This window comes from Aminobacterium sp. MB27-C1, assembly GCF_030908405.1.
GTDB lineage: Bacteria > Synergistota > Synergistia > Synergistales > Aminobacteriaceae > Aminobacterium.
Window position 1 is genome coordinate 1,831,284 of the sequence record NZ_CP133089.1, and the last position, 26,637, is coordinate 1,857,920.

General features: G+C 39.7%; 25 protein-coding genes and 1 riboswitch. Of the genes, 12 read left to right on the top strand and 13 right to left on the bottom strand.

Features of this window, described 5'->3' with window-relative positions; all coding sequences use genetic code 11:
- The first annotated feature begins 39 nt into the window (after positions 1-39).
- From RBH88_RS08860 to RBH88_RS08870, 3 genes are read left to right on the top strand one after another with little or no spacing between them, the layout of a single operon-like run.
- A complete protein-coding gene (locus RBH88_RS08860) occupies positions 40-2,010 on the top strand; it encodes an ATP-binding cassette domain-containing protein (protein WP_213690952.1) in 1,971 nt (656 codons plus the stop codon).
- Positions 2,007-2,603 carry a class I SAM-dependent methyltransferase gene (locus tag RBH88_RS08865; RefSeq protein WP_213690951.1) on the top strand — a complete coding sequence of 199 codons (597 nt, stop codon included), beginning with the start codon at positions 2,007-2,009 and terminating at the stop codon, positions 2,601-2,603. The genes RBH88_RS08860 and RBH88_RS08865 overlap by 4 nt, the downstream gene beginning before the upstream one ends.
- A gap of 40 nt (positions 2,604-2,643) precedes the next feature.
- Entirely contained in the window at positions 2,644-3,441 is a 798-nt protein-coding gene (locus RBH88_RS08870; protein ID WP_213690950.1) for an LmeA family phospholipid-binding protein, read from the top strand.
- On the opposite strand, the gene RBH88_RS08875 is transcribed toward RBH88_RS08870, so the two are convergent.
- Positions 3,387-4,370, bottom strand: coding sequence for a glucokinase (locus tag RBH88_RS08875; protein ID WP_213690949.1), 984 nt, complete (start codon positions 4,368-4,370; stop codon positions 3,387-3,389). The genes RBH88_RS08870 and RBH88_RS08875 overlap by 55 nt on opposite strands.
- A gap of 118 nt (positions 4,371-4,488) precedes the next feature.
- Positions 4,489-5,439, bottom strand: coding sequence for an MBL fold metallo-hydrolase (locus tag RBH88_RS08880; RefSeq protein ID WP_213690948.1), 951 nt, complete (start codon positions 5,437-5,439; stop codon positions 4,489-4,491).
- A gap of 189 nt (positions 5,440-5,628) precedes the next feature.
- Between RBH88_RS08880 and RBH88_RS08885 the strand changes: the two genes are divergently transcribed.
- The gene (locus tag RBH88_RS08885) at positions 5,629-6,816 is read left to right on the top strand and encodes a type III PLP-dependent enzyme (RefSeq protein ID WP_307879556.1); all 1,188 of its coding nucleotides are present in this window, start codon (positions 5,629-5,631) and stop codon (positions 6,814-6,816) included.
- 20 nt (positions 6,817-6,836) lie between these two features.
- Complete coding sequence (gene speE, locus RBH88_RS08890) at positions 6,837-7,688, top strand: polyamine aminopropyltransferase (RefSeq protein ID WP_213690947.1); 852 nt, start codon at positions 6,837-6,839, stop codon at positions 7,686-7,688.
- Between the two features lie 71 nt (positions 7,689-7,759).
- Here speE and RBH88_RS08895 read toward each other — a convergent pair whose 3' ends face one another.
- The gene (locus RBH88_RS08895; protein ID WP_307879557.1) at positions 7,760-9,166 is read right to left on the bottom strand and encodes a sodium-dependent transporter; all 1,407 of its coding nucleotides are present in this window, start codon (positions 9,164-9,166) and stop codon (positions 7,760-7,762) included.
- A 222-nt stretch (positions 9,167-9,388) separates the two neighbouring features.
- On the opposite strand from RBH88_RS08895, the gene RBH88_RS08900 reads away from it, so the two are divergent.
- Genes RBH88_RS08900 through RBH88_RS08910 form a run of 3 tightly spaced genes read left to right on the top strand, consistent with a single transcriptional unit; the run spans position 9,389 to position 11,127 of the window.
- Positions 9,389-10,021 carry a MotA/TolQ/ExbB proton channel family protein gene (locus RBH88_RS08900; protein ID WP_213690945.1) on the top strand — a complete coding sequence of 211 codons (633 nt, stop codon included), beginning with the start codon at positions 9,389-9,391 and terminating at the stop codon, positions 10,019-10,021.
- Positions 10,022-10,023: 2 nt separating this feature from the next.
- On the top strand, positions 10,024-10,413 hold the full coding sequence (locus tag RBH88_RS08905; protein ID WP_213690944.1) for a biopolymer transporter ExbD: 390 nt from the start codon (positions 10,024-10,026) through the stop codon (positions 10,411-10,413).
- Positions 10,414-10,416: 3 nt separating this feature from the next.
- A complete protein-coding gene (locus tag RBH88_RS08910; protein ID WP_213690943.1) occupies positions 10,417-11,127 on the top strand; it encodes an energy transducer TonB in 711 nt (236 codons plus the stop codon).
- A gap of 3 nt (positions 11,128-11,130) precedes the next feature.
- On the opposite strand, the gene RBH88_RS08915 is transcribed toward RBH88_RS08910, so the two are convergent.
- From RBH88_RS08915 to RBH88_RS08925, 3 genes are read right to left on the bottom strand one after another with little or no spacing between them, the layout of a single operon-like run.
- Complete coding sequence (locus tag RBH88_RS08915) at positions 11,131-12,153, bottom strand: ABC transporter ATP-binding protein (RefSeq protein ID WP_213696034.1); 1,023 nt, start codon at positions 12,151-12,153, stop codon at positions 11,131-11,133.
- Positions 12,150-13,160 carry an iron ABC transporter permease gene (locus tag RBH88_RS08920; protein WP_213691387.1) on the bottom strand — a complete coding sequence of 337 codons (1,011 nt, stop codon included), beginning with the start codon at positions 13,158-13,160 and terminating at the stop codon, positions 12,150-12,152. The genes RBH88_RS08915 and RBH88_RS08920 overlap by 4 nt, the downstream gene beginning before the upstream one ends.
- Positions 13,157-14,299, bottom strand: coding sequence for an ABC transporter substrate-binding protein (locus tag RBH88_RS08925; RefSeq protein ID WP_213691386.1), 1,143 nt, complete (start codon positions 14,297-14,299; stop codon positions 13,157-13,159). The genes RBH88_RS08920 and RBH88_RS08925 overlap by 4 nt, the downstream gene beginning before the upstream one ends.
- Positions 14,300-14,399: 100 nt before the next feature.
- Positions 14,400-14,575, top strand: a riboswitch (cobalamin riboswitch).
- 123 nt (positions 14,576-14,698) lie between these two features.
- Here RBH88_RS08925 and RBH88_RS08930 point away from each other — a divergent pair.
- The gene (locus tag RBH88_RS08930) at positions 14,699-16,528 is read left to right on the top strand and encodes a TonB-dependent siderophore receptor (RefSeq protein WP_307879558.1); all 1,830 of its coding nucleotides are present in this window, start codon (positions 14,699-14,701) and stop codon (positions 16,526-16,528) included.
- A gap of 88 nt (positions 16,529-16,616) precedes the next feature.
- Here RBH88_RS08930 and RBH88_RS08935 read toward each other — a convergent pair whose 3' ends face one another.
- The gene (locus RBH88_RS08935; protein WP_213691384.1) at positions 16,617-16,982 is read right to left on the bottom strand and encodes a cyclophilin-like fold protein; all 366 of its coding nucleotides are present in this window, start codon (positions 16,980-16,982) and stop codon (positions 16,617-16,619) included.
- A 3-nt stretch (positions 16,983-16,985) separates the two neighbouring features.
- Complete coding sequence (locus RBH88_RS08940) at positions 16,986-17,657, bottom strand: protein-L-isoaspartate(D-aspartate) O-methyltransferase (RefSeq protein ID WP_307879559.1); 672 nt, start codon at positions 17,655-17,657, stop codon at positions 16,986-16,988.
- An 84-nt stretch (positions 17,658-17,741) separates the two neighbouring features.
- On the opposite strand from RBH88_RS08940, the gene RBH88_RS08945 reads away from it, so the two are divergent.
- Positions 17,742-18,482 carry an acyl-[acyl-carrier-protein] thioesterase gene (locus tag RBH88_RS08945; RefSeq protein ID WP_213691382.1) on the top strand — a complete coding sequence of 247 codons (741 nt, stop codon included), beginning with the start codon at positions 17,742-17,744 and terminating at the stop codon, positions 18,480-18,482.
- Complete coding sequence (gene mutY, locus RBH88_RS08950) at positions 18,461-19,546, top strand: A/G-specific adenine glycosylase (RefSeq protein ID WP_307879560.1); 1,086 nt, start codon at positions 18,461-18,463, stop codon at positions 19,544-19,546. Before RBH88_RS08945 ends, mutY begins: the two co-directional genes overlap by 22 nt.
- A 29-nt stretch (positions 19,547-19,575) precedes the next feature.
- Here mutY and RBH88_RS08955 read toward each other — a convergent pair whose 3' ends face one another.
- From RBH88_RS08955 to rarD, 5 genes are read right to left on the bottom strand one after another with little or no spacing between them, the layout of a single operon-like run.
- The gene (locus RBH88_RS08955; RefSeq protein ID WP_213696030.1) at positions 19,576-20,034 is read right to left on the bottom strand and encodes a hypothetical protein; all 459 of its coding nucleotides are present in this window, start codon (positions 20,032-20,034) and stop codon (positions 19,576-19,578) included.
- Positions 20,035-20,054: 20 nt separating this feature from the next.
- Positions 20,055-20,936, bottom strand: coding sequence for a diguanylate cyclase (locus tag RBH88_RS08960; protein ID WP_213696029.1), 882 nt, complete (start codon positions 20,934-20,936; stop codon positions 20,055-20,057).
- Between the two features lie 9 nt (positions 20,937-20,945).
- The gene (locus RBH88_RS08965; RefSeq protein WP_213696028.1) at positions 20,946-23,063 is read right to left on the bottom strand and encodes an ATP-binding protein; all 2,118 of its coding nucleotides are present in this window, start codon (positions 23,061-23,063) and stop codon (positions 20,946-20,948) included.
- A gap of 20 nt (positions 23,064-23,083) precedes the next feature.
- Positions 23,084-24,328 carry an HDOD domain-containing protein gene (locus tag RBH88_RS08970; protein ID WP_213691291.1) on the bottom strand — a complete coding sequence of 415 codons (1,245 nt, stop codon included), beginning with the start codon at positions 24,326-24,328 and terminating at the stop codon, positions 23,084-23,086.
- A 37-nt stretch (positions 24,329-24,365) separates the two neighbouring features.
- On the bottom strand, positions 24,366-25,271 hold the full coding sequence (gene rarD / locus RBH88_RS08975; protein WP_213691290.1) for an EamA family transporter RarD: 906 nt from the start codon (positions 25,269-25,271) through the stop codon (positions 24,366-24,368).
- A gap of 68 nt (positions 25,272-25,339) precedes the next feature.
- Between rarD and RBH88_RS08980 the strand changes: the two genes are divergently transcribed.
- Complete coding sequence (locus RBH88_RS08980; RefSeq protein WP_213696026.1) at positions 25,340-26,629, top strand: radical SAM protein; 1,290 nt, start codon at positions 25,340-25,342, stop codon at positions 26,627-26,629.
- The last annotated feature ends 8 nt before the right edge of the window (positions 26,630-26,637 follow it).

Sequence of the window (26,637 nt, forward strand, 5' to 3'; positions counted from 1 at the left end):
ATAATTCCTGCCGCAGAATAGGGATAAAAGGTGAGAAGAATGATTCAATTAATAAATATTACGCATTTCTTTGGGGAACAACAACTCTATAGCAATCTTAACTGGGCCATCAATATGGGCAGTAAAGTTGGGCTCGTAGGAAATAACGGAAGTGGGAAAACAACCCTTCTTAAAATCTTAATGGGGCTGATTGAGCCCAAAGAAGGAAATATAACCTTTCCCAGAAATTCGCGTATCGGATATCTTCCGCAAGATCTGGTAGAGATAGAAAATATCCCCCTTCTCAACTATCTGAAAAAACAGGCTGGAATAGATTCTTTGGAAAAAGAGCTCCGAATCATTGAAGAAAACGTTGCTCAAACAGCTCAAAACCAAGGGGAAGGATACAAAACTCTTTTAAAAAGACACGATCTTCTCGTTCACCAATATGAGCAACTGGGTGGATATGAATTTACGGCAATGGCACAAAAAGTACTGAAGGGGCTTGGTTTCGCAGAAGAAGATGGACAACGATATACAGGGGAGTTTTCTGGAGGATGGAAAATGCGAATCTCTCTGGCTGCCATTCTGCTCTCTTCCCCTAACGTTCTTCTTCTTGATGAACCTACGAACCATCTTGACACTGAAAGTATGGAATGGCTTGAAGACTGGCTCTCTCATTTTAGCGGAACGCTTATAACGATCTCACATGATAGACATTTTCTTGATAAAATCTGTTCTTCAATCGCAGAACTCTCTCATGAAAACATTACTGTATATAAAGGGAATTTTACATGGTATCTGGAAGAAAAAGCACGACGAGAAGAGGAGCTAGAACGAATAGCTCGCAAACAACGCTCTGAAATAGAGAAAGAAATGGCTTTTATAGAACGTTTTCGCTATAAAGCCACAAAGGCAACTCAAGTCCAAAGCAGAATAAAGAGACTTGAAAAGATGAATATTGTTGAAATCGATGACTCTCAAAAAGTTATTGGCATTCATTTTCCTCAATCTCCCCGTAGCGGGCATGAAGTTCTATCTGTAAAAGACGTGCAAAAGGATTACGGGAATCACACCGTTTTTCAACACATCTCCTTTACTGTTCATCGCGGGGAAAAAATTGCCCTTGTTGGTGTCAATGGCGCGGGGAAATCCACTCTATCTCGCCTTATTAGCTTGTCGGAACAACCTACATACGGAGAAGTATCTCTTGGTTACAATGTAAAAATGGGGTTCTTTTCTCAGGAAAGTGCTAAAAACCTAACCTATTCCCGTACAATCTGGGAAGAAATTTCACATACAGGATATCTTGGAACAGATATGGAAAAAAGAAGCCTTCTCGGGGCCTTCCTTTTTTCTGGGGATGATATATATAAATCTATCTCCGTTCTTTCCGGTGGCGAGAAATCGCGAGTAGCTCTGTTGAAACTTCTTTTAGAAGAAACCAATCTTCTTATCCTAGACGAACCTACAAACCATCTCGATATGCAAACTCGTGATGTTTTTCAACAAGCACTAACTGAATATGGAGGGACTGTCATTATCGTCTCTCACGACAGGTATTTTCTTGATAATCTTGTAACGAGAGTTATAGAAATTCGAGATGGGGAAATATTTGATTACCCCGGAAATTATTCATATTTCATAGAAAAAAGAGCTGAACGGCTTAACCAGCAAAAAGATATAGAAGCTAGCAAAGAAAAAGAAAACGTATCAAGCAAAAATGACGAAAAAGAAAGAAAACGCAAAGAAGCAGAACAAAGAAATCTGCTTTACAGGGAGAAGCAAAAAATCATGAAACATCTTTCTCCTCTTGAAGAAAAAATTGAGAAGACAGAAGAAGAAAAACAAGAGATTGAATCAATGCTCTGCGACCCCACTTTCTTGGAAAATTCTCAGGAAGTGCAAAAAATCATGGTTCGATATAACGAAATTAATGCTTTGTTGAGTCAATATATGAAAGAATGGGAAAGTCTTATGGAACAGATAGACTTCGTTGAAAAAGAAGTGATGCAAGAGACTTCATCATGAAAAAAGTTCAGGATCCTTTCAAAAGATTTGCTCATTTTTACGATTTTTTCATGATCGTCACAGGCCTTTATAAAACTAAACATATTTTAAAATTAGCCCCACTCAAGGCTAATCAACGCATTCTTGACATAGGAGGAGGAACCGGTTATCTGGCTCGCAAGCTCCTTGGAGAACAGCGAGAAATACATGTTATAGACACGAGTCCAGATATGATCCGTTATTTAGACGATTCCCCTGTAATAACTACTATTGGTGACGGCAAATCTACTCCATATAAAGATAACTATTTTCATGGAATAATCCTCTCTGACGCATATCATCATATAGAACAACAAGACGCTCTTCTTGAAGAAATTGACCGTATTCTCTCTCCTGATGGATTTTTACTCATTTACGAATTTAACAAAAGCTCTCTTCTTGCCACAATGATAGGCTGGCTTGAAGAAAAATTCATCTCTCCTGTTTTTTACGTTACTCCCCAAAAACTAAAAGAAAAAGTCTCTCAACGAAATTATATTTTGCAAAAAGAAATTAACAAAGGATATTGGTTTATCCATCTCTATCAAAAAAAGAATCTATTAATGATAAAATGACTTTAGGTCTATTTTATTTAATTCCTTAGGAGGGTATACAATGAGGCGAAACTCTCTTCTGTGCTTGCTTTCCATTATCCTCATATTTCATTCCGCTCCTCTTTGGGGGCAAGAAATATCAGCGCTGACTACAGGTCAACGTCTTCAACATCATTTCATTAAAGAACTTGATCCCGAAAAGATGACTATTGTTTTTGATGAAGAACCCAACGAAAATGGATATATTCGTGATATGTACATGGATATACAGGGGGCTATTATTGGTGGAGTTCGTATCAAAAGTCTTTCGCTTAGAGCCATGGGAGTACAACTCTCCCCCATAACTACATGGGGCGAAGAAGGCCCTCAAGTTAACTATATTATGAATATCCATGCTAAAGGTGTCATCTGTGAAGATGACATAAACAGAAACTTACTCCAAAAAGAATTTGGAGATGATGATCATTGGCATAATATACAATTAGATATTAGTCCCGATGGAATTTATGCTAAGGGATATTACCTTGTTCGTCTGCTTCTGAAACTCGACATCCTTATAGAAATTGAAAGCCGCCTAAAAATAGTAAACCAACAACAAATCTGGCTTGACGATTATAAAGTTCGGGTCAATCGAGTCGATGTTCCTGATTTTGTTACAGAAAAAGCTGTATCACAAATTCAACCTCTTCTAGATTTAAGCAAATTTGTTTTTCCGTTAAAGCTTACTTCTATAGCGTATGATGACACGTCTATTACGCTTTCCAGTGCAAAAGAACCTGAACCTTTTGACGGCATTATTTACCGTTATGAAAAAGAATCATTAAAACCAATTATGTGTTCAGCACCAGAGAGACACTGAAGAAAATAATAGATAGCGCCCCACAAGCCATTGGCCTCATTTCTGAGAAGATACACAGGGATCTGACCCAAAAGCTGGCTGTGTGAAAAGGAAAAATTAAACTCTTTTCTAAACATATTGTTATCTATGATCCACGGGTTGGAAATGGCTATGCCTCCTGTAATGAAAAGTCCTCTTGTGGGCAAAGTGTAGAGACATAAATCTCTGCATGCCCGCGCATAAAACGAAGAGAAAAGCATTGTAGTAAGTGAAGAACCGACAGTATTCGAAACAACTTCTGGCGGAGAAAGGTAGCGCCCCGTTAAAAATTCATGTAAAAGAGAAAGTCCCTTTCCAGAAACAACAATCTCTTTCGTTATATATGAAAGAGAAAGTCTTTTTTTTAAAAAAGACTCATATGAATGTTCTTCTTGAAGAAAAGAAAACGTCGAATGTCCTCCTTCTGATGGAAGGGGAATATATTTTTGAGAAGGTAAAGGAATTGCTGCACCATGCCCTAATCCAGTTCCTGCGCCAATGGCCGCAAGAACTCCGCCAGGATCAGGTTTCCCTTTCTGAATAATAATGCAATCCTCCTCTTTAAGAGCAAGACAACCGTATACTTGAGCAATAAAATCGTTAACGACATAAAAAGAAGTTTTGTTATATTGCTGCCGAAGGGCCCGTATAGGAACGGACCATGAAACATTTGTTAAAACAACGTCATTTTTACTGTTTACCGGACCAGGCAGCGCAAGAACACCACTCGATACACTGTCAAAAGAAAAGCTGGAATCTTCACTAGCAATCTCTTCCAAAATCTCAAAAAAAGATGCATACTCCTTTGTCTTTTTTTGTATTATTTTTTCGAGAGAAAGTTTCCCTTTCAATATGGAAAAAAGGGCAAAACGACTTGATGTTCCTCCAATATCAGCTGCTAATATCAGCATTATTTGCCTCCTCAGTTCGAAAAAAGACGAGCCAAGAAAATCTGAAGCCACGCAATACACGCTATAAAAAGGAGAATGAAACAAAGTCGCATTATTTTTTCTTTCATTCAAAATCTCCTTATTCTTTTTTTGAGGCAATTTCTTCTACAAAACCTTTGAGACTATTCAAAGTAAAGTATCGTTCTCGTGCCTGCTCTCCTGCTGTCAAAGATGAAAAAGATTTTAAGTTGCTATCTTTTTCTAATATTATATCCATTAATTCTTCGAGTGTTCCAGACTCTTTTTCAAGTATGCTTTTCCACAACCTCAACTGCGCTAACGCTCTAGAAAGAAACACTTCTGAATGCCGAACATATCCATAGTGTGCATAACATAAAAGAGACGATGCTCTTTCCATCAATTTCATAACAGAGCCTTCAGCTTTATCAAAGAAAAATCGAGGGGGCGTTGCAGGTCTCAAGTAGAAGTTTACTCCCTCTGCATCACCAATATATGTGCCCGCTGCCTCTCCAACAAAAAGCAAAGGAGCCTCCTCTTCAATATCATAAAAAATTGACTGGTGGTGAGGTGCATGGCCAGGCGTCATCATAAATGATATACCTTCTATCTGTTCCGGATCTATAAAAGCATCTGCAGGAACAGGCCTCATCCGTCCATAGGTCTCAGCCATTTCTCGCAATGTCTCTCTACTTGCTCTTTCAAGCCTGGAAGGATCTATAAGGTGCTTAATCCCATTGGAAGGAGCAACAATCTTTGCATCTGGGAAGGTTGCTAAGAAATCTCCCATTCCTCCTGCGTGATCCATATGAATATGAGTAAGTAATACATAATCTATGGTAGAAATACCGAGTTTTTCAAGTGAATCATAAAGCTGAGGCAAAGTTGACGTAGGACCTGGATCTACTAAAAGGATTCTCTTTCTTTTAGTGTCTCTGATTAGCCAGGTCGAAAGGAAATTTTCAAAGCCAGGGCGTGGCAAAGGCAAGTCGATAAGATGTAAAGAGCCACTAGAAAAGGTGGCTACGAGATGGAATAACGATTTTTTACAAAGTGTATGAACGTTCAACATTATTTTTCCCTCCATGGTCTATCTTTTTAAAGAAAAATCATGTATCTTCTTATACTTGATGTTTTAGGTTACTAGTGTAAGAAGAGTCTGACGAAGCTGTCAAGAATAACACTTTCTTTTCTTGTACAAAAAGCATCAAACCGTTACCATAAGTACAGATAAACTAAAATATTTATTGGAGGTGCTGCAGTGGAAACATCCCATCACTACGAATTTGATCTCTCACGATTTATGACGAGAGAACGATTCGAACGTATTAAGGAATTTGCGGCTGATAAAGAAACGCCGTGCCTTGTCGTTGACCTTGATGTCATCGAAAATCAATACGATTCTCTACAAAAAGGCATGCCTTTTGCAAAAATTTATTATGCCGTCAAAGCCAATCCGCTCGATGACGTGGTGAAACTGCTCGTAAAAAAGGGCAGCTGTTTTGATATCGCATCAGTCTATGAACTCAATCAAGTTCTAGCTCTGGGAGCTACACCAGATCGTGTAAGCTACGGCAACACGATAAAAAAAGCTAAAGATATTGCTTATGCCTATGAAAAGGGCGTTCGACTTTTCGCAACAGATTCGGAAAACGATCTTTACAAACTTTCGAAATATGCCCCTGGCTCGAAAGTTTTCTTCCGAATTCTTACTGATGGAAGTGGGGCAGACTGGCCACTTTCCAGAAAATTTGGGGCTCATCCCGACACAATTTACAAACTTATACTTATGGCCAAAGACCTCGGGCTTGATCCGTACGGAGTCTCTTTTCACGTAGGCTCTCAACAACGCGATATAGGACAATGGGATCACGCTATTTCTACATGCAAGTATCTTTTTGACTCGGCAGCAGAAAAAGGTATCCATCTCCAGATGATAAATCTCGGAGGAGGATTTCCTTCCCGTTATATTGACCCTACAGTGGGGCCTGATGTATATGGAACTGAAATCACACGATTCCTGAAAGAAGACTTTGGAGAAAATCTTCCTGACATTATTCTTGAGCCTGGACGTTATATGGCAGGTGACGCTGGTGTTTTAATCTCTGAAGTTGTTCTTATTTCAAGGAAATCAGAATTTAACCAGTACCGATGGGTCTATCTCGATGCAGGAAAATTTGGGGGACTTATCGAAACACTTGATGAATCAATAAAATACCCCATTTATGTTGAAAAGAAGGGGCTTGCACAAGACGTTATCATTGCAGGTCCTACATGTGACAGTATGGACATTCTCTATGAACAGTACAAGTACGAATTGCCATTAACTCTTGAGGAAGGGGACCGAATATACGTATTATCTACTGGAGCTTACACACAAAGTTATTCTTCTGTGTATTTTAATGGATTCCCCCCTCTATCGGCATATATTTTGCCACGAGAAAAATAAGTCAAAGGAGATGAGAAATATTGGAACGTCGAGCTAAAAGATTCAACGAGCTCTGGGTTACAGAGGAACAAACCCCCAATATGAAGCTCAGTCTTCGTATTAATCAAGTTCTTGTCAATAAGAAATCTGAGTATCAGGATATTACTCTCGTTGAGACTATGGAATACGGCCGCATGCTTATTCTTGATGGTGCAATACAAATTGCCGAACGAGATGAGTTTTGTTACTCGGAAATGATGGCACACACTGTTCTCTGCGCTCATCCAGACCCCAAACGAGTACTTATTGTTGGTGGAGGTGATGGCGGAGTTCTGCGAGAGGTATTACGTCATAAAAATGTCGAAAAAGCAACAATGATCGACATTGATAAAGACGTCATTGATGCAGCGAAAAAATATCTCCCGACACTGAGTTGTGCTATGGACGACCCAAGGGCAGATGTTCGAAGCATGGATGCTTTGGCCTATATTCGTTCAGTTTCTAACGAATTTGACGTAGCCATAGTTGATAGTACGGACCCAGTTGAATTCGCCGCAGGACTCTTTGAAGCTAATTTCTATGAAGATGTAAAGAATGCTCTGAAAGAAGACGGCATGATGTTAGCTCAGACCGAATCTCCTTTTTCCGATGCTAATGTTATGACAGGAGCTTACACGGAGATGAAAAAAGTCTACCCAGTCGTTTCTGTTTGTTGGGGGGCTATGCCCACTTACCCCACTGGGATGTGGACATATACTATAGGTTCTAAAAAACTAGATCCGTCTGTTCCCCGAAGCGCTATTCCAGAAGGAACGAAATATTATACAGAAGATATACATAGGTCCGCTTTTACATTGCCACCCTTCTTGAAAAATCTTCTCGATAACGCGTAAATAATGAATAAAGAAGCCCTCACTTTTGACAATGAAAAGTGAGGGCTTTTCCATTTCTGCTTCGTTATAAACTAAAAAGCAATGACACCGATCGTGTTCAAGAAAATGATGATAAGAAGTGCAGGTGAAACATAACGAACAACGAAAGAGAAAAAGGAAATATATGACTCGTTACATAATGTTCCATGATTGGATAATTCGTACTGAATATCGTCTTTCTTTATAAAGTAACCAACAAAAACAGCTATTAAAAAACCTCCGAGCGGCATAATTATATTAGCGGAAAGATGATCATAAAAATCAAAGAACCCATCTCCAAAGAATTTAATGCCACCTAAAAGGCTGGAACTATCAACAGACAGAGTTGCTGTGATTCCAACAAGACCGATAAAAAGGCAATTGAGAAATGTTGCTTTCTTCCTTGACACATTAAACTCTTCAGACCAAAAAGCAACGGGGACTTCCATCAAAGAAAGCAACGCTGTCGTTGCTGCAAAAGATGTGAGCAAAAAGAAAGCCGCAAGAAGCAGTGTTCCCAAAGGCATTTTGGAAAAGACCAAAGGAATGGTCATGAAAAGCAAACCAGGCCCCGCTGTGGGCTCCATGCCAAAAGAAAAGACTGTTGGGAATATGGCCAATCCGGCTAACATCGAAACAAGAGTATCAGAAAGAGCAACTTTCCCGGCCGTTTTAAACATGTGAACATCTTCTGTGAAGTATGAACCATACGTAATCATAATTCCCATAGCAAGAGACAGTTTGAAGAAAGCAAGTCCTAAAGCACTTAACATAACTGCTGGTGTAATTTTCGAAAAGTCTACATGGAATAAGAAATGAATACCCTGGCCTGCTCCAGGTAATGTAAGAGCTCTAATATCACAAATAATGATGAGGATGAAGAGTAGAGGCATGAGTGTTTTGGTAATTCGTTCAATTCCAGCTCGAACACCCATGGAAATACCTGTGCCCACAACACAAAGGACTATAACCTGCCAAAAAATCGGCGAAAGCACTTCTTTGGAGAAGAAAGACTGACCTGCTGTCCCAACTCCAATAACCTGACCGAAAAGCTCCCCTGCACTACTTGCTGTTACTGCGGCAAAAGCCCCCGTAAATGCCTTAAAGCAGTAAAAGTAAACCCACCCCGCAACACATGTATAGTAAAACATAATAAGATATGCGGATAAGACCCCCATAAAACCGATACCTTTCCATGGAGTTCCAGGTTTTAACGTCTCAAAAGCACCAATAGCATTTCGACGAGTACGACGACCTATATACCATTCACAGAGTAAAACAGGTATCCCTACAAACAAAATACATATAAAATAAACGAATAAAAAAGCCCCTCCACCATTTGAACCAGTCAAATATGGAAATTTCCAGATATTACCTAACCCTACAGCAGAACCTAAAGCTGCAAAAAAAACAGCTAACCCAGACGAAAAACCTTCTCTGGGTTTTGACGAACTTTCCACTATGAACCACTCCCTTTATATGATAATGTCTGACAAAACGCTAATAGCAATGTCTCCAAGAGTTAAAGTCATGTATACTGCGTACTCGGGAGAGAATTAAATTGTATTGAATTTTAAGATAGTTGGACTTTGGAGTCAACCGCTGAATTGTTTTGCTTTTGACAATACCTAAGATATTCATCATACTTTTATGATAACTTTATATTTTAGAGGTGACGTAGTATGGAAATAATGAGAGCCGGCGGCCCAATTATGTGGATTATATTTTTCCTCTCTATTATTGCTCTTGCTGTTTTTGTAGAACGACTTTTCTTTTTCCGGCGATCATCGACTGATCCCGAAAAACTTGAACTTTCTCTTTGTAAGGCTCTCTATGAAAATAATGCAGAACAGGCCACTAAAATTGTGCGCTCAGGAGATTCGTCTCTTCATCGTCTCTTTATAGCAGCCGTAACACACTGGCAAGTAGATACGGAAGCTTTTAAACTTTTGCTCGAACAGCAAATAAGAAGAGAACTCTTTCGATGGCTTAAAGGTCTCTCTCTTCTGGCAACGATTTCACGAGTAGCACCACTACTGGGATTACTGGGGACTGTTCTTGGCATGGTTCAAATCTTTCGAGACTTGCCCCAAGCAAATCAGGCTCCCATGATCGCTCTTTCAGGAGGAATTTGGCAAGCACTTTTAACGACTGTTGCGGGATTAAGTATCGCTGTACCTACTGTGTTAGCCTACACCTACCTTTCTGCAAAAATTGACGACCAGGAAGAGACCCTTTATCGCGGCGCTGACTTTTTGATTCGCGAAAAGCTAATGGGAACAACTGATCCGTCTTTATATAAACAAGGTGAGTAATCATGGCATTACGCCCAACAAGAAAACATTTGCCAGAAATAGACATTACACCACTAATTGATATCTTATTTATCTTGATCATTTTTTTTGTTTTGACCACCTCTTTTGGTCAAAGTCAGCTGCAAGTGCAACTTCCAGAAGGGAAAGCCGATGCCTTGCGATCAGAAGAAGCTATATATGTTACTCTTCAAATAGATGGATCTCTCCTTTGGGATAAGATTCCAGTATCAGAAGAAGAGCTTGCAATCAAAATAATGGAAGCGGAAAAAAGTAACACGCTTGTACTGCTTGCTGCAGACCGAAACGTTCCTTATGGAAAAGTTGCCACTCTCTTAAGCCGCCTTCACGAAAAGGGACTTGGGCAAATATCTCTTGCTCTTCAGGAGGAATAAGACATGAAACACTTTAGGCGTCCTTTTCTTTTAAGCCTTATCTTTCATGTCTTTATATTGCTATGTCTTTCTACACTACCCCACGAAGCAAAAACTAATATCGCTGCTCCCAAAGTAATGACTCTTCGTCTTGTCTCTCTTTCCTCTGAGGGGAAAGGCACATCAGCTTCATCTCCTGTTCCACAAAAAGAAAAGGGTGAAAACGCACAAACAGAAAAGAAAAAAGAGGTTCCAGTCACAAAGAAAAAAGATACCACACCGAAAAAAAAAGAGGCACCTGAACCTAAAACTTTCTCTAAAACCCGCAAAAATAACAAAGTATTGACCGAAGACAAGCAAAGTACGCAAGAAGGGAACATGCAGAGTACCAATATATCAACAAAATCTTCAACAACTTCTTTTAGTGAGCTATCTGGCGGAAACTCTGGACATGCTAGAAAACAAGCAAATACACTTTTCGATGTTTCTTCCCTTGTGGTGAAAAGGAAGGTTCACCCCCAATATCCTCTTTTAAGCCGTCGCAAAGGAGAAGAGGGGAAAATTATCTGCATAGCAGACGTTGAGAATGGGAAAGTTGTAGCGGTAAACACTGAACAAAGCAGCGGTTTTAATCGGTTGGACCGTGCCGCCACTCAGGCCCTTAAAGCATGGCTTTTTGAAGAGAGTTTTACAGGAAAAGTTAGAGTACCTATATCATTTTCTTTTAAGGAATAATGATTAAAAAGAACGAGATAAAGCAAAAAGCACGTCTTCAATAGAAGGAGCTATGATCTTCTCCCCTGAAGGGAAAGTAATCGACCAATGAATAGAATTTGATGAAACTTCAATTTCTATTAAGGTACAGCTCCCTTGACTTACAGAAACGAGAGTATATCCCTTCCTCTGCAAAGCTCTGCTTGTCCAAAAACTAGGAATGGTATCTCCTTCAACACAGACCCTAGCCCCCAAGTTCTCTTTGAGTTTCCACTCTCCTGTATCTTCTGAAAAATGGATTGTATCGGTAGAAAAAACCTCTCCGATCACACCAGAAAGAGCCAAATCTTCCGGCGTTCCTACAACAAAGGAGCCACTCGGATTCATTACCCACAGGCGATCTGCAAAACGCAAGGCCAAATCTATATCATGCAACGACATGAGAACCCCCTTACGTTTTTCCCAAGCGTATTGACGTAAGAGAGAGAGAAGCTCTACTTTCCGAGGTAAATCGAGAAAAGCCGTCGGTTCATCAAGCAGTAAAATTGGTGTGTCCTGGGCAAGGGCTCGGGCAATGAGCACCCGCTGACTTTCACCATCACTCAGCTCGGAAAAATCTCGTTCCATCAGATGTTGAACCTTAACATCTGAAAGTGCCTGAAGAACAGTTTTCTTGTCACTCTCTTGAAGCTCTCCTCTCCAATTTGTATAGGGGTAACGCCCTAAAGATGCAAGCTCAAAAACGGTAAAGCCCTGTACAAAAGGTCGGCCAGACAAAACAAAACTTAATGTTTGTGCTCGCTTGATAGGAGTAAGAGTCGAAATCTCAGTTTCCATCGCTTTACTCTTTCCTGCAAGAGGTTTTTGAGTTCCAGCAAGAGTTTTTAGGAGTGTTGTTTTACCAGCTCCATTTGGACCGACAAGACAGACAAGCTCTCCTTCATAAAGAGTCGCAGAAAGGTTCTGGGCTACAATTCGCCTTTTTCCACCTTTTCCATATCCTATAGAAAGATTCTCTGCAGAAAGAAGAAACGATTTTTGCTTCATGATACATTTCCTCCACGGCGACTTCGAAGCACTATCCATATCACTACGGGAGCCCCTACAAGAGACGTAACTGCATTAAGAGGCAAGACCATCGCGCTTCCTGGCATATGAGCTACAAAATCAGCTGTAAGGGCGAGAACGCCACCTGATAAAGCACATGCTGGAATTAAAATACGGTGGTCTCCTGTCTTCAAAGCTTGGCGACATAAATGAGGAACAGCAACCCCGAGGAAAGCGACAGGACCGCAAAAAGCAGTAACACTTCCAGCCAAAAGAGACGTTATTACAATTAAAGCCAGGCGTACTCTATATACAGAAACTCCCATAGTAGAGGCATACGCTTCCCCTAAAAGGAGGGCATTAAGCTGTTTGGCAAAGAAAAGCATGGCACAAAATCCGACACATGCTGCCGGGACAAGAAATAAAAGCTGACGCCAACTTACAGAAGAGAAGCTGCCAAAACTCCAAACTATAAATTGTTGAATTCGTTCTGGAGAACTAAAGTGAATTAAAACGTTCACAAAAGCGCTCACTCCATACCCAATCATAAGTCCCAGTATCAAAAGGGTTGTATTGTTTTTTACTTTGCCCGCCACTCCCATCATCACAATAAGAACGACAGTGCTTCCCAGCCACGAGGAAGTTGCGAGTCCTAAACTTGCCAAACTTCCCGCTAAAAGCGTTGCCAAGGCAACGCCTAGACTGGCACCTGCGTTAATGCCCAAAACAAAAGGCCCTGCGAGAGGATTTTGAAAAAGAGTCTGCATTCCAAGACCGGCAACAGAAAGAGCTCCTCCAGCTACTAATGATGTGCAAATTCGGGGCAGACGCAACTCAAAAAGAATTATTTTCCACCCATTTTCCACTCCTCCATCCCCCAAAAGTACGCGAATGACATCTCGTAGGGGGATGGATACAGATCCTAAGGAAAGAGAGAGAATAGCAACAATACAACCTGTAAAGAAGACACTTAAAAAAAAGATAGAAACAAAAGACGAACGTTTCATGGGAAAGAACGCTCCTCTAAATGGCGATAAAAATAGAGGCTATGAGTTGGTAAAAGATCTGGATGGAAAATAGAAATTAGATCTTTTAGAATTAAATCGGGGCGCATTATACCTTGTTGGTAGTAGTCATTTGCTCCTTCAGATGTAACTCGTGCATTATTGTTATATACCCTTTCTTCTTTAAAAGGGCGAAATATCGTATAACGAGAATCTTCATTCTCGCCTTCGGCAAGACTTTGCCATGTAGAAGTATTTATCCAGAAATTGCTATTCAGAGCCCTCTCCACCACCTTTTCAAAATCGATAGGAACACTTCCTCTCTTCTCGACTTCAGACCAAAGATAGCATGCTCCAGCATCTCGAATAAGATGAGCCGGCCAGCTTTGACCTCCAGAAACATACCACGTTCCACCTATGGCTGCATTAACCATGACAGTCGGCCTATCAGAACTCTGGCTTGCAAGGGATTTTAACGATATATAACTCTCGGCAATTTCTGAGAAGAAAGATTGAGCTTCTTTTTCTTTTCCCAGAAAAAGAGAGACAAATTTAATCCACTCTGCCACCCCAAGAGGTGTTTCTTCCAAATAATCAGAAGCAATAACAATCGGTATTCCTAATTTTCTCAAGCGATCAACCGATTCTTTTTCTGCTGCTGTATATGTATAGATAAAAACAACGTCAGGCTGAAGAGCTAAAAGTTTTTCTATATCAAGACGCAAACCAGATCCTGCATCTGACGCCACATCAGGAAGATCCATATTTCGTATTTTCTCTGAATAAACATAACGTTTACCACCGACAGCAACAAGAGCTTCTTGAGGGGCAAGCTTTTCTATAAAGGGGAGCATCGTCATTGATGCAGTAACAATTCGCTCTACTGGAATTTTTATAACGTGTAGATTCTTATACTCTAAGGGAATCGGCTTATCGCGATCTATCAATAGATACGATTCAGGTTCAACAGAATCTCCCCAGGGACGATATACAGTAACAACATAATAACCATTACCTTCTTCTACATTAAAACCACGTGCATAATCTAATTCAACTTGAGAAAACTCTGCACACGACACAGTAGCGCAAGAAAATAAAAGCAATACCACTATGAACAACAATTGTTTTATAGTTTTTATCATATTTTTTTCACCATATACCCCTTTAAAGAGAGAAAGAAAAGCAATTTTTAGAATTTAGTGAGGCTTAAAACTCTTGACTGAACATCAATTATCGCTATGATAACTCATAAAATCAAATAATAAAGATCGTTTTTTGATGTTGGGAATCTGGTGAAAGACCAGAACGGCCCCGCCACTGTAACAGGGACAATCTCGCTATAGCCACTGGGAAGACTGGGAAGGCGCGAGAAAGGATGAACTGGAGTCAGGAGACCGATTAAAAAACGATACATATCATTATCATGCGAGGGCGTGATGTGGTAACTGTCTTTGTCGCCCTATTTGTAGTGGCGAGGAGTGGTTATCGTATCGATCGTGCTCCTCGCCACTTATTTTTTATCTTTATTAGGGGGGACTACAGTGATTCACAATAGGAAACTCATAGTATGGTGCATGGTTATGTTGCTTGTCTCTTTCGCAACAGCAGCAGGAGCGGAACAAGTCTATACTGTTCCCGAAGAGACCGTTACTGGAAGTCGTTTGGCAACGAGTCTGGAAGAGGTTCCAGCTCCGACATATGTTATTACCCAAGAGCAAATTGAAAGAAGCGGATCTAGAGATTTAGCAACCATTCTTGAACAAAACGTTCCGGGGATGTATGTAAAACAAAAATCAGGTTTTTCCAATTCCTCACAAGTTACTATTAGAGGTTATGTAACAGAAATTCTAGTGCTCGTAGATGGTGTTCCATATTACAGATCTTCTCACGCAGCTGGAGCTGCCTCAGTAGATTTCCGAAACTTTCCCATTACAAACATAGAGAGAATAGAAGTTGTAAAGGGTGCTGGTTCTGCCATCTATGGTTCTATGGCTGCAGGTGGCGTTATTAATATTATTACTAAAAAAGCCACTCAGGGTGGAACAATAGAGGGGGAAATCGGCTCCAATGACTGGAGAAGATATTATGTTCGTGGAGAAGGTAGTGGAGAAGGTCTTAACGCCGGCATCTGGTACTCTCATAAAGAGGAAGGAGCACATCGCCTTCTAAAAGATACTTTCTCTAACAAAGATTTTAACGCTCTCAAATATAAAGAAGATGCCTACGGTCTCAATCTTTCTGGAAAAAACTGGTTCTTTAAAAGTGAAATAGGCGAATATAAAAATGACTATGAAACACCAGGTTGGCTAACCCCAATCGAAATGAACAAAGAAAAAGGAGAGTACCAACGACACACATTTCGTTTCAACGGAGACAGTTACTATATTTTAATGGGCTATGATGATCAAAAATATTTTATACTGCAAAATGATGACAATTATTACAAAGATCGTGCCTTTACAACTGAATTTGCAAAACGAAGCCAATGGGGATCAACCTTAGCTTCTTGGGGGCTTTATTTCAGACGAGAGGAATCAACCTTCCGTTCTTCCTTTTTTGATCCAGAAGTTGATCAAAAGCGAACAAACTATGCTCCTTTCGTAGAACTCTCCCGTCCGATAGGGGATATTATCGGAACACTTGGTCTCCGCTATGAAATCTGGAGACAAGATGATGCCGAAAATTATAATGAATTTATGCCCAAGCTAACCTTTCAATATCCTCTTGACAACGGAAGTATGTGGTATATAGCTGCAGGACGTTTCTTCGCCATGCCAAGTATCTACGAGCTGCATGCTCAGGGGCCATGGGGAACAGTTGGCAACCCCAATCTCAAACCAGAAAAAGGATGGAATTATGATTTAGGAATAAAGGGATCAGACGCAACGGGAAACTGGAATGTTGGTCTATTTTATTCAGACATGGAAGATAAAATCATCTGGCGTAATAATACCTATGAAAATGTCGACCAATTTAAGTCATATGGTTTGGAAATCATGAGACAATGGAACATCGCCCGTAATTGGACTTGGGGCCTTAGCGGGACATGGATGAAAGCACAAGAAAAGAAAAGTAATGAATGGGTCAACAGTTATGGCTTCCCTGAATGGCTCTTTAAAACATCCATTGAACATCATTCTGGTTCCTGGACATCTGGACTCGCTCTTTCTTATTTGGCAAATAGAAATGGTTATTCTTCTAGTGACGATTATTTCCAGACAGATATTTTTACGGAATGGAAATCTGGAGATCATACAGTTCGCTTAAGCTGCTATAACTTGTTTGATAAAGAATTTATCTATAGCTCTAGCACCTGGGACTACTACGGACCCGAACGAAGCATCTACCTTACATGGAGATATAGTTTTTAGGTCGGCTATAATAAGTAATTTGAAGGAAGCAAAAGGGACGGTTTGAAAACCGTCCCTTTTTTCCTACATATCTTCACTAGTGAAAAATTTATGCCCGTTCGATAAAGATAGGGTCTCCATTCTTCACCTTTTTTAATTCCTGAATATCTCCTTTGACCTTTCCTATAACCGTTACTGCACTAGCAGGTCGAATCTCATCTCCCTGACTTGCAGGTGTAGGCCCCAGAAAGATGCAAAAAGCGCTTCCTGTAGGCCAAAAAGCAAGATCTCCCGCTTCAACTACTTCTTTTCCGTCCTCTAAATCTGCAATAAGGGGAATTGTAAAATAAATTTCTTCTCCCCATGTATTAGCTCTACTTTTTATTGGCAATATTTTTGAGATACGAGAAGCAGTCTTTGTGTTATTGAGTGTTGCATCGATTTCAATTTCTCCTGAGCGTATTCTTATGTCCATTACTCATCGGCTCCTTCCATCTTCCATTTCTTCTTTACTCGTTCCTTCTATTAGAGGTACGAATCGGCAATAATCATACCGAGTATCAATCCAACCTTCTTTTGCTTTCAACAAAACGACTAAACGTTGAATACCAACGTCAACACTTAATGGAACAACAATACGTCCTCCAGATGAAAGTTGCTCTCTCCAAGTTTCTTCAATTACATCTGCAGCTGCAGTAACAATAATGCCATCGTAAGGAGCCTCTTTCTCGTAGCCTTCCCTACCATCAGCAGTAATAACATTAATATCGTAGCCAGAATTACATAACACATTTCTTGCCTTTTGCGCAAGAGAGGAAATGCGTTCTATAGAAAAAACTATGGCTCCCATCTCTGCTAGTACGGCAGCTTGATACCCCGAGCCTGTTCCTATCTCCAAAATTTTCATTCCAGGTTCAACACAAAGGAGCTCCGTCATCCTCGCTACCATATATGGCTGCGAGATTGTTTGATTTTCTCCAATAGGGAGAGGTGCGTCAATATATGCCAAAGCTTGATTTTCAAAAGAAACAAACAGATGTCGTGGAACATTTGCCATCGCTTTCAAAACCCGAACATCTCGTATTCCTCTGCTCTCGATTTGCGTCTTTACCATTAACGAAGCAAACTGTTTCCAACTATCGAATTCCATCGCTATAACACCTCCTCCATCTCTGCAAAAGCCTTATAATAAACAATGCAAAATGTTACACTTTCAGCCAGGAGGATAATTACCATGTATGAAGAATCATTACATATACGTTTTTTCGAAGTAGACGGCCATAGTATGCTTAAAATAGGGCCTATCTTTAACTACCTTCAGGATATGGCAGATAAAGATGCCTCTCGAATGGAGATGTCGATTCCTCAGCTCATGGAAAAAGGGTATACATGGGTTCTTCATCGTTATCATCTCTCTATGATCCGATATCCCAAACTTGATGAAGCTCTCTCAATCAGGACATGGCATTCCCCATACAAAAATCTTTATTCCCTTCGAGCCTTTGAAATGACAACTTCTTTCGGCGAGGTTTTAGCAAAAGCAACAACCTCTTGGATAATTATAAATTATTCTACAAAACGTCCTATGCGGCTAGACCGTCATGTAACATCCCAATATTATAAAGAAATTATTCCTTTTGAATTTGATTTTTCTTCCTTGTCTCCTTTAGAAAGAATAGACCTTGAAGATATTTACCCCGTTCGAATTAGAGACTTGGACATTAATAATCATGTGAATAACGCCGTTTATGTCGAATGGGCAGCAGAAACCGTTCCAACAAATATATTACAATCAATGCGTCCTTCTGAAATTGATGTCATTTTTAAGGAACAGCTTACATACGGCGAAAAGGCTGTTGTTCAGACACAAAAGGAAAAAACCGCATCTAACGTTTTCGATCACGTAATTTTAAGGGAGTCTGATGCCCGCGAAATAACGCGGATTCGTACGTCATGGAAAAATATGCCACTATAAAAAAAGAACTACTCTTTTGGTTTCAGTATAATAAACGAGATTTGCCTTGGCGTAAAACATATGCTCCTTACGACGTCTGGATTTCTGAGATAATGTTGCAACAAACTCAAATGGATCGCGTTGTTCCCTTTTTCAACCGCTGGATAGAATATTTTCCTAATCTCGAAGCTCTTTCAAAAGCAACAGAAGAAGAAGTTCTAAAATGCTGGGAAGGGCTTGGTTATTATTCTCGTGCTCGAAATATATTGAAAGCGGCCAAAGAACTACGAACTATGGGCTTTGAAACAGTACCACCCTATGAAGAGATACTGAAAAAGCTTCCTGGTATCGGGCCATACACTTCTGGAGCTATTTTAAGTATCGCCTATAATTTGCCATATACTGCTGTCGATGGGAATGTACGTAGAGTTTTTTCTCGACTATTCAATATAGAGAGCGCTATCTCAAAAAACAGCAGCCTTCAAAAAATTGAAAATTTTGCAAAAGACATGCTTGCCAAAGACACACCTCGTGATTTTAATCAAGCCCTTATGGAATTGGGAGCACTTATCTGCATACCCAAATTTCCACGTTGCAATGAATGTCCTCTTCAAAAAGTATGTAAAGCTTTTCAAGAAGGGGTACAGCATGAACGTCCCGTACAAAAAAAACGAGTTCGTATTGAAAAAAAGCAAGCGACTGCTGAAGTTCTTTATTATAACGGCAGTATATTAATTCGACAAAGAGATACAAATGGACCGTGGGCAAGCTTGTGGGAACTGCCATGGAGTTTTAACTCCGAAAACACATCAAAAGATGAACTTTTGATAACTGAAATAAATAACATTATCAATCATAAACTCTTAAAATTTAAGGAGATTGGTTCCGTAAATCATACAATAATGAATACACGTATTGACTTGTGCGGATACTTCGTTATTCTGCCCCACTATATTCATCTCGATTATCCTTACTTATGGGTTTCTTTACAAAATCTTCAAAAATACACCTTTCAAGCTGGAAGCCGAAAACTCTTGAACTTATTTTTATCAGAAAAAGATATCATCCCCCGAATCGAGGGATGATATCTTTCGAAAAATTTTTTAATCTTTGGCTAAATATCTATTGAAAAATTTTTTTGATCAAAAAAGATCTTCTCTCCATTTTCAAAACGAACTTTAGGCCCCTTTAAATGCTCCCCCTTAGCTCCAACTTGCTTCCTTATCTGCTCATTCTGCCAAGACGGTCTGAAGAAAGCACGCAATATCCCTGCCCAAGATACATTTTTCTCTCCTTTTGGCAGGCGTATCTGGACAAAAAAATGATGCTTATTAACATGTACTTTTATATCTTTTTTATTCCCTGGTTTACCATCAAATCCCGGGAAATGAAGCGCTAAATGTAACATGGCTCCTTCTGGAAGATCAACATCTCCTCGAATATGGAGTTTATGACCTTTAATCGCTATTTCTCGAATTTCAAAAATCGAAAAATCTGCTGCATTTCCTACCGTCGCTATACCTAAAACAAACACGGCTAACAATGCAAGGCATGTTATGATTTTCTTTTTCATGGCACTCTCCTCCTCTTACTCTACGCTCCTACTTGATTACGCCCCCTCTTTTTTGCTTTATAGAGAGCCGTATCGGAAGCAAATATAATCTCATCCACTCCTGATATTTTATCGTACTCTGCCACGCCTAAACTAGCAGAAAGCAAAATTTCCTTTTCTCCGAAGGTGGTTTTTACAATATTTTTTCGAACTCGCTCTGCAATTTTCAAAGCTTCTCCAAGTGCTACGCCTGGAAGAACTATTAAAAATTCTTCTCCTCCATAACGGCCAACTACATCATACTTACGCAGCTGGTCTTGTATCCGCAACGCCGTTTCTCTAAGTACATCATCCCCCGCGAGATGACCATATGTATCATTAACTTGCTTAAAGTGATCGACATCTAATATTGCCACACTCAAAGCACGGTTTTCACGCCTTGAACGAGCCATTTCATGATCAAGACGTTCAAATATTGCACGTCGATTTAAAAGCCCAGTAAGTGGATCGTGATCTGCGTAAAAACGAAGAGCCTCCTGTAAATCGACAATTCTCTTTCCTACACCAACACGCAAACGAAGTTCTTGGGCATCAAATGGCTTTGTAATATAGTCATCAGCTCCTGCCTCAAGCCCCGCCAAAATGTTCTCTTTCTCATCTCGAACAGTAAGCATTATGACATATGTATATGTAGAGTGCTTTTTCTCCTCTTCAAGCACCCTTAGCTTTTTACAAATATCCGGCCCTTCTAAGCCTGACATCATCCAATCTACAACAGCAAGTTTAGGAGCGTTTTCCTCGCGTAAAATATGCCAAGCTTCTTCGCCATTAGAAGCTGTTATAACATCGTACCCCCACTTCTCTAAAAGAGATTTGAGCATAAATCGTGATGTTACATCATCTTCCGCCACTAAAACTTTCATAGCTCCTCCTCATTTGAGTAAATAATCAGGCTCCTCTGTACCTTTCATAAAAATAAGTATCGCCTGATCCACTTCTAACCAGTTTTTTTTCACATCTTCCATAGAAAGGGATAACGCCTCATTTTTTTCTAATCTTTCAGCTTCATATGCAATTTCATCTGCACCTACATTAAGAGCGGCACCTCGCAACGTGTGAGCAACTCGAGAAATTTGCTGGCAATCTTCCTTATCTATAGCTTCTTTCAAAGACTTTTGAAGAGATGGAAGGTCTCTTCTGAACGACTTTATTATTTCAACTAACAAATTCTGGTCATTTGCTAGCCGTTCAAGTAACCTTTCTTTATGAAAAACAATCTTATCCTTTTGTCTCAAGTTTTTTCTCAAAACAGAGGATAACTCATGAAGCATTACTGGTTTAGTAAGATACCCGTCCATAAGCCCATCACGTAGGCAACGCTCTCTTTCACTTGCCTGCGCATTAGCAGTCATCGCTATTATAGGAATTTTTCTATATGTCCCATCATCAAACCCCATTCGTATTCTCTGAGTTGTCTCTATGCCATCCATTTCTGGCATTTGAATATCCATAAGTATTAAATCGTACGTTTTTTGGGAAAGAGCCTCAAGTGCTTCTTTTCCACTTTCTACTGCATCTGCATCACAGCCGATTTTATTTAAAAAACCAACTGCAACTCTTCTGTTTGTTTCTGAATCCTCTACGACTAGAATTTTAAACCGCTTGTCTAGCGGTTGCATCGGTAATACTTCGTCCGTAAAATGCTCCTCTTCTGTTACAAATTCGACACTTCCATCTTCGACCTGCTCAAAAGGTATAGTAAACCAAAATACAGAGCCTTTTCCCACCCGGCTCTCTACTCCGATCTCTCCTCCCATAAGCTCAATTAACTCTTTAGCAATTGCAAGCCCCAATCCCGTTCCTCCATATTTTCTGCTTGTAGAAGCATCAATCTGAGTAAAGGAATGGAATAGCTTGGAAAATTGATTCTCTGGGATGCCAACGCCGGTATCTTCTATTCTGAAAGCAAGCTTATGTGTAAATCCATTGTCTTCTGGCAAAGAAATACTAAGGGCAATATATCCTTTATGGGTAAATTTCAAAGCGTTACTGAGTAAGTTTGAAAGAACTTGACGAATACGACTCGGATCTCCTACACATATAGGAGGCACATCCTTATCTATAGACAAACGAAGATCGATACATTTTTGTTCCATAAGAGGCTGAATTCCCTTTAAGCTCTCTTTTACAAGTCTATTAACGCTGAAAGGAACTCGCTCCATCTCTATTTTTCCAGCCTCTATTTTCGAAAAATCAAGAATATCATTTATAAGATGAAGTAAACTCTCTGCTTCCTTAAAGATAATACGTGTCATTTCTTGAGGCTCTTCAGCAAGATTTGAATCAAGTAAAAGACGTGCCATGCCAAGAATCGCATTCATTGGGGTTCGAATTTCGTGACTTACATTTGCTAAAAAACGGTCTTTAGCGTGAACTGCCAATTCCAATTGCTGTTCAGACTGTTCCAGCTTAGCAACTTTTTGTTTAAGTTCTTCATTTAAATTTTGAATCAACCGATAATACTCAGCATCACGCAAGATACTTGCAGTGGAATTCAACGCTACCGTTAAGAACGCATATGATATATCTAAAATTTGAGATGGATCCTCATCAAGAATTCCAATCAATAAGCCTAAAGAACGCCCTTGGCTCATGATCGTATGAAGCAATATATGTTCTTCATTTTGAGATGACGAAAGTATTATGGGCCTGTTTCTGTCAATAGTCCATGCTATTGTATGATCTTCTATCAAAACCTCTTTTTCTCGCTCTATAAAGGGTAAAAATCTATCTGGATCACAATAATAACAAGGAAAATCGAGACCATCTTCTGAAAAAAGATAAAAAGCCACTCCCTTAATTCGAATAAAAGAACGAACTCGAGCTGCAGTCTGTTCAAGAATAGTTTTAATATCAATAGAACGACTTAATCCCGATGTAAAACCAGCAGAACTAACAGCAGCCTCAAGCACCTGCTGAACAGTGTTTCTTTCACTGGTAAGATCATTTATCTTCTTCTCTAAAGCTTTTATTTTGTCGTAGGGTGTCATTATTATTCCTTTCGTTTCCTTTACGCCACCAAAAATATTTTCATAATTTCTGCTATTTGTCTCTCTCCTTGTACGAGAATGCTTTCAAGAGATCCTTGCGAAAGTTCTAGTTGCTCCCACACGTCATGAGAAGGCGCAGGAACAACAAAGTTACCGCTTGTCCCAAGGCGAACTGCATTAGCCAAAACATCCGCAACACAAATGATAGAAGCCTCCTCTATATTCTCTGCTTCAAGAGGACGGTGATGACTTCCTACCAGTACACGTATAGGTTCTGGGATATTCCATTGTTGAAGCAACATTCGCCCTAAATCGGCATGGTCAAAGCCAAGATATTTCCTCTCTGTTTCCAGAAGAGGTATTTTTTTCGCCCTGGCCTCCCTTATGGCAAATGTCATATGCTGCGGCAGTTTTGTATACAAAACAACGCGTCCTATATCATGCAATAATCCTGCTAGAAAAAAACGCTCTTCAGATGGCACACGCTTCATATAAGCCAATAATCTAGAGAAAATTCCACACATTATAGAGTGCTTCCAAAAAGACTTCATATCAACAAGATCAGCTGGAATATGTTTAAAAACACTCATGGTAGAGATAGCAAGAGCAAGAGTGGTAAGTTCATTGGTTCCTACAATGGCAACAGCCCGAGAAACAGATTGAATCGGAGAAGGGAAACCATAAAAAGAGCTGTTCACCAGCCGTAAAAGTCGAACTGTCAGACTGGGATCTGTACCAACAACTTTAGCTATATGAATTGCCGAACTTACAGGAGAGTTAAGAACATCTCTAATTTTAAAATAGATATCGGGAAGAGAAAAAAGCCGAACCTGGCTTGTTAGTAATTCTTGTAGAGAAGGGCGAGACAAACTTAAATTATCGAAATCAAGGATAACTACTTCTGTCTTTTTTCCATATTCTTTTTCATACTCAGATGGGAAATCAAGTAAAGTAGATTCTCTGGACACACGTAAGTCAAAAAGCTCTCTCATCTCTGGTGTCCATAAATCTTCTTCAGGAAAATATGAACGGACTTCAAGCTCTGCCCTCTGTTGTTTTTCTTCTTCTACAACTCGCTTCAGAATAATTTCCTGATCGTCTACCCCATTGATATCTGCTTCGTTAACACCCCATATTTTAAACATCTTAATGTATTTAGCTCGGAGAACCGTCCCTTGACCAAGAATAAAACGACCGTTAGGAGCATATACATCATCTTTGAGAACCATTCCCTCTTCGAGATTACCAATACTCACGATCCCCATAAAAAAACGCTCCTTTTCTCGTTCTCTTCAATTAATATTATACAACACGTCGATTAGAACGTTGAATTTTCCTCCATTGTCTAACATTATCGACTGTAAACATCACTAAAGCAATCCATACACAGATAAAAGTAATGAACTGAGGCATAGTAAAAGGTTCTTTGTAAAGGAAATACCCCAACAAAAACGATAGTGTGGGAGGTATATATTGCATAATCCCCAAGAAGCTCAAAGGCAAACGACGCGCACCATAGGCAAAGCCAATAAGAGGTAAAGACGTTATAACGCCAGTCCCTATAAGCCATATATTCTGCATTGAAGTTTGACCTGCAAGAAAGGGAACATCAGAAAGATACACAAAAAGATAAAATGAAGCTGGCAGAATTAAAAACAAGGTTTCTATAAAAAGCCCCACCAAAGATTCCACTTCTGCTATTTTGCGTATTAAGCCATAAAAACCGAAGGTAAAGGCAAGACTCAAAGCAGCAAGAGGAACTACACCGATATGAATAATTTGATAGAGAATGGCAGCTGTTGCAAGAAAAATTGCCATCCATTGAAGACTCCCCAGTTTTTCTTTAAGGAAAATTACTCCTAGAAATACGCTCACAAGAGGATTAACGTAATACCCCAAACTTGCTTCAATCACTCTATCAGAATTAACGGCCCAAATATAAACAAACCAATTTGCTCCAATCGTGAGTCCGCTTATCATAAGTAGCAAAATAAGTTTGGGAGATTTAAAGGTCTTGCGAACAGCTCCCCATTTCTTCTGCATTGTGATTATAAGCATAACAAAAAGAAGAGACCAGATAATACGATGACACAAAATCTGCAGGGGGGCCAAACCTTCCAACTGTTTCCAATAAATAGGGAGCAATCCCCAAGATACAAGGGCTGCAAGTGCAGCTAAAAATCCCCGTTCAAAATCTATACGTCCCATTCTATATTCACTCCCTGAACAGATATTATCTCTCATCACTTAGTTTTATCTGCTATACTCTCTTTGCAATGGAAGACTATAGCAGACTTTTACATAATCTTCACGACAAAACTATTTTAGGAATTAATCCTCCAGTATTCGACTTTGCTTATTTCGATTTTTGGGCAAAGCCACTGGGGCTTTTGTATATTTTGGAAACCCTCCGCAGACAAGATAATTCAGTCTACCTCATTGACTGTATTTACGAAGGCCGTCAAACACCTAAAACATACGGCAGATACAAACCTCTGCGAAAACAGGTAAAGAAACCACTTCCTTATGCTCATATACCGAGAAAATACTACCATTTTGGCATGACAAAAGAAGCTTTTATTCAGAGATTATCTCAAATCCCCACCCCTGATTTTATCTTTCTCACATCAGGAATGACATATTGGTATCCAGGAATTCAATGGTGCTTGAAACACATAAAAGAGATATTTCCACATTCCCCTGTAATACTTGGAGGTATATACGCCCAGCTTTGTTCTGAACACGCGCACTCTCTTGGAGCAGATGGAGTTCAAACAAAACCACTCCATATTGAATGTTCTTATCCAGCCCTCGACCTATATGACAAGCCTGAATACGGAGTCCTTATGACATCGTGGGGCTGCCCATTACAGTGTAAATATTGCGCATCGAAAATACTCTGGCCCAAGTACTATCAACGACCGGCAGAAGAGATTATACAGGAGATTTCTTATCAGGAAAGAATTCCTTCTGTTCATGATATGGCTTTTTACGACGATGCTCTTCTCATTAACAAAGAAGCTCATTTTTATCCGTTATGCAATGCCTTACGACATCATTTTCCTAACCTCCGTTTTCACACACCCAATGGGCTACACGTAAGAGAAATTGACGAAAAATGCGCAAAAATATTATTTGATACGGGATTTAAAACTATACGCTTAAGTCTAGAAAGCACTGACCCTGTTATACAAAAAGCTAGTTCAGGGAAAGTTTCAGAGCATCAATACGTCAAAGCTGTAGAAAACCTACTCAGGGCAGGATATACTCATGAAGATATTGAAACATATATTCTCATAGGTTTACCTGGACAACATTTTGAAAGTGTTAAAAAAGCCATAGATTTTGTACATTCCTTTGGGGCTGTTGCTAAAACGGCGGAATTCTCTCCTATTCCTGGAACAGCAATGTTCGAGATCAGCGCCAAAGAGCATCCTGAATTACAAGACGAACCTCTTTATCAAAATAATACAGCCTACTGCGGATACATTTCTAAGGATATAACTCCAGAGGAGCTTCAAATATTAAAGGACATGGCCCATCGAACACCTCTAGAGAAAAAATAAGAAAGAAG

Excerpts from the sequence above, each read along its gene's own strand:
- RBH88_RS08860 (WP_213690952.1), top strand. The coding sequence starts at position 40 with ATGATTCAATTAATAAATATTACGCATTTCTTTGGGGAACAACAACTC.
- RBH88_RS08865 (WP_213690951.1), top strand. The coding sequence starts at position 2,007 with ATGAAAAAAGTTCAGGATCCTTTCAAAAGATTTGCTCATTTTTACGAT.
- RBH88_RS08870 (WP_213690950.1), top strand. The coding sequence starts at position 2,644 with ATGAGGCGAAACTCTCTTCTGTGCTTGCTTTCCATTATCCTCATATTT.
- RBH88_RS08875 (WP_213690949.1), bottom strand. The coding sequence starts at position 4,370 with ATGCTGATATTAGCAGCTGATATTGGAGGAACATCAAGTCGTTTTGCC.
- RBH88_RS08880 (WP_213690948.1), bottom strand. The coding sequence starts at position 5,439 with ATGTTGAACGTTCATACACTTTGTAAAAAATCGTTATTCCATCTCGTA.
- RBH88_RS08900 (WP_213690945.1), top strand. The coding sequence starts at position 9,389 with ATGGAAATAATGAGAGCCGGCGGCCCAATTATGTGGATTATATTTTTC.
- RBH88_RS08905 (WP_213690944.1), top strand. The coding sequence starts at position 10,024 with ATGGCATTACGCCCAACAAGAAAACATTTGCCAGAAATAGACATTACA.
- RBH88_RS08910 (WP_213690943.1), top strand. The coding sequence starts at position 10,417 with ATGAAACACTTTAGGCGTCCTTTTCTTTTAAGCCTTATCTTTCATGTC.
- RBH88_RS08915 (WP_213696034.1), bottom strand. The coding sequence starts at position 12,153 with ATGAAGCAAAAATCGTTTCTTCTTTCTGCAGAGAATCTTTCTATAGGA.
- RBH88_RS08920 (WP_213691387.1), bottom strand. The coding sequence starts at position 13,160 with ATGAAACGTTCGTCTTTTGTTTCTATCTTTTTTTTAAGTGTCTTCTTT.
- RBH88_RS08925 (WP_213691386.1), bottom strand. The coding sequence starts at position 14,299 with ATGATAAAAACTATAAAACAATTGTTGTTCATAGTGGTATTGCTTTTA.
- RBH88_RS08935 (WP_213691384.1), bottom strand. The coding sequence starts at position 16,982 with ATGGACATAAGAATACGCTCAGGAGAAATTGAAATCGATGCAACACTC.
- RBH88_RS08940 (WP_307879559.1), bottom strand. The coding sequence starts at position 17,657 with ATGGAATTCGATAGTTGGAAACAGTTTGCTTCGTTAATGGTAAAGACG.
- RBH88_RS08945 (WP_213691382.1), top strand. The coding sequence starts at position 17,742 with ATGTATGAAGAATCATTACATATACGTTTTTTCGAAGTAGACGGCCAT.
- mutY (WP_307879560.1), top strand. The coding sequence starts at position 18,461 with ATGGAAAAATATGCCACTATAAAAAAAGAACTACTCTTTTGGTTTCAG.
- RBH88_RS08955 (WP_213696030.1), bottom strand. The coding sequence starts at position 20,034 with ATGAAAAAGAAAATCATAACATGCCTTGCATTGTTAGCCGTGTTTGTT.
- RBH88_RS08960 (WP_213696029.1), bottom strand. The coding sequence starts at position 20,936 with ATGAAAGTTTTAGTGGCGGAAGATGATGTAACATCACGATTTATGCTC.
- RBH88_RS08965 (WP_213696028.1), bottom strand. The coding sequence starts at position 23,063 with ATGACACCCTACGACAAAATAAAAGCTTTAGAGAAGAAGATAAATGAT.
- RBH88_RS08970 (WP_213691291.1), bottom strand. The coding sequence starts at position 24,328 with ATGGGGATCGTGAGTATTGGTAATCTCGAAGAGGGAATGGTTCTCAAA.
- rarD (WP_213691290.1), bottom strand. The coding sequence starts at position 25,271 with ATGGGACGTATAGATTTTGAACGGGGATTTTTAGCTGCACTTGCAGCC.
- RBH88_RS08980 (WP_213696026.1), top strand. The coding sequence starts at position 25,340 with ATGGAAGACTATAGCAGACTTTTACATAATCTTCACGACAAAACTATT.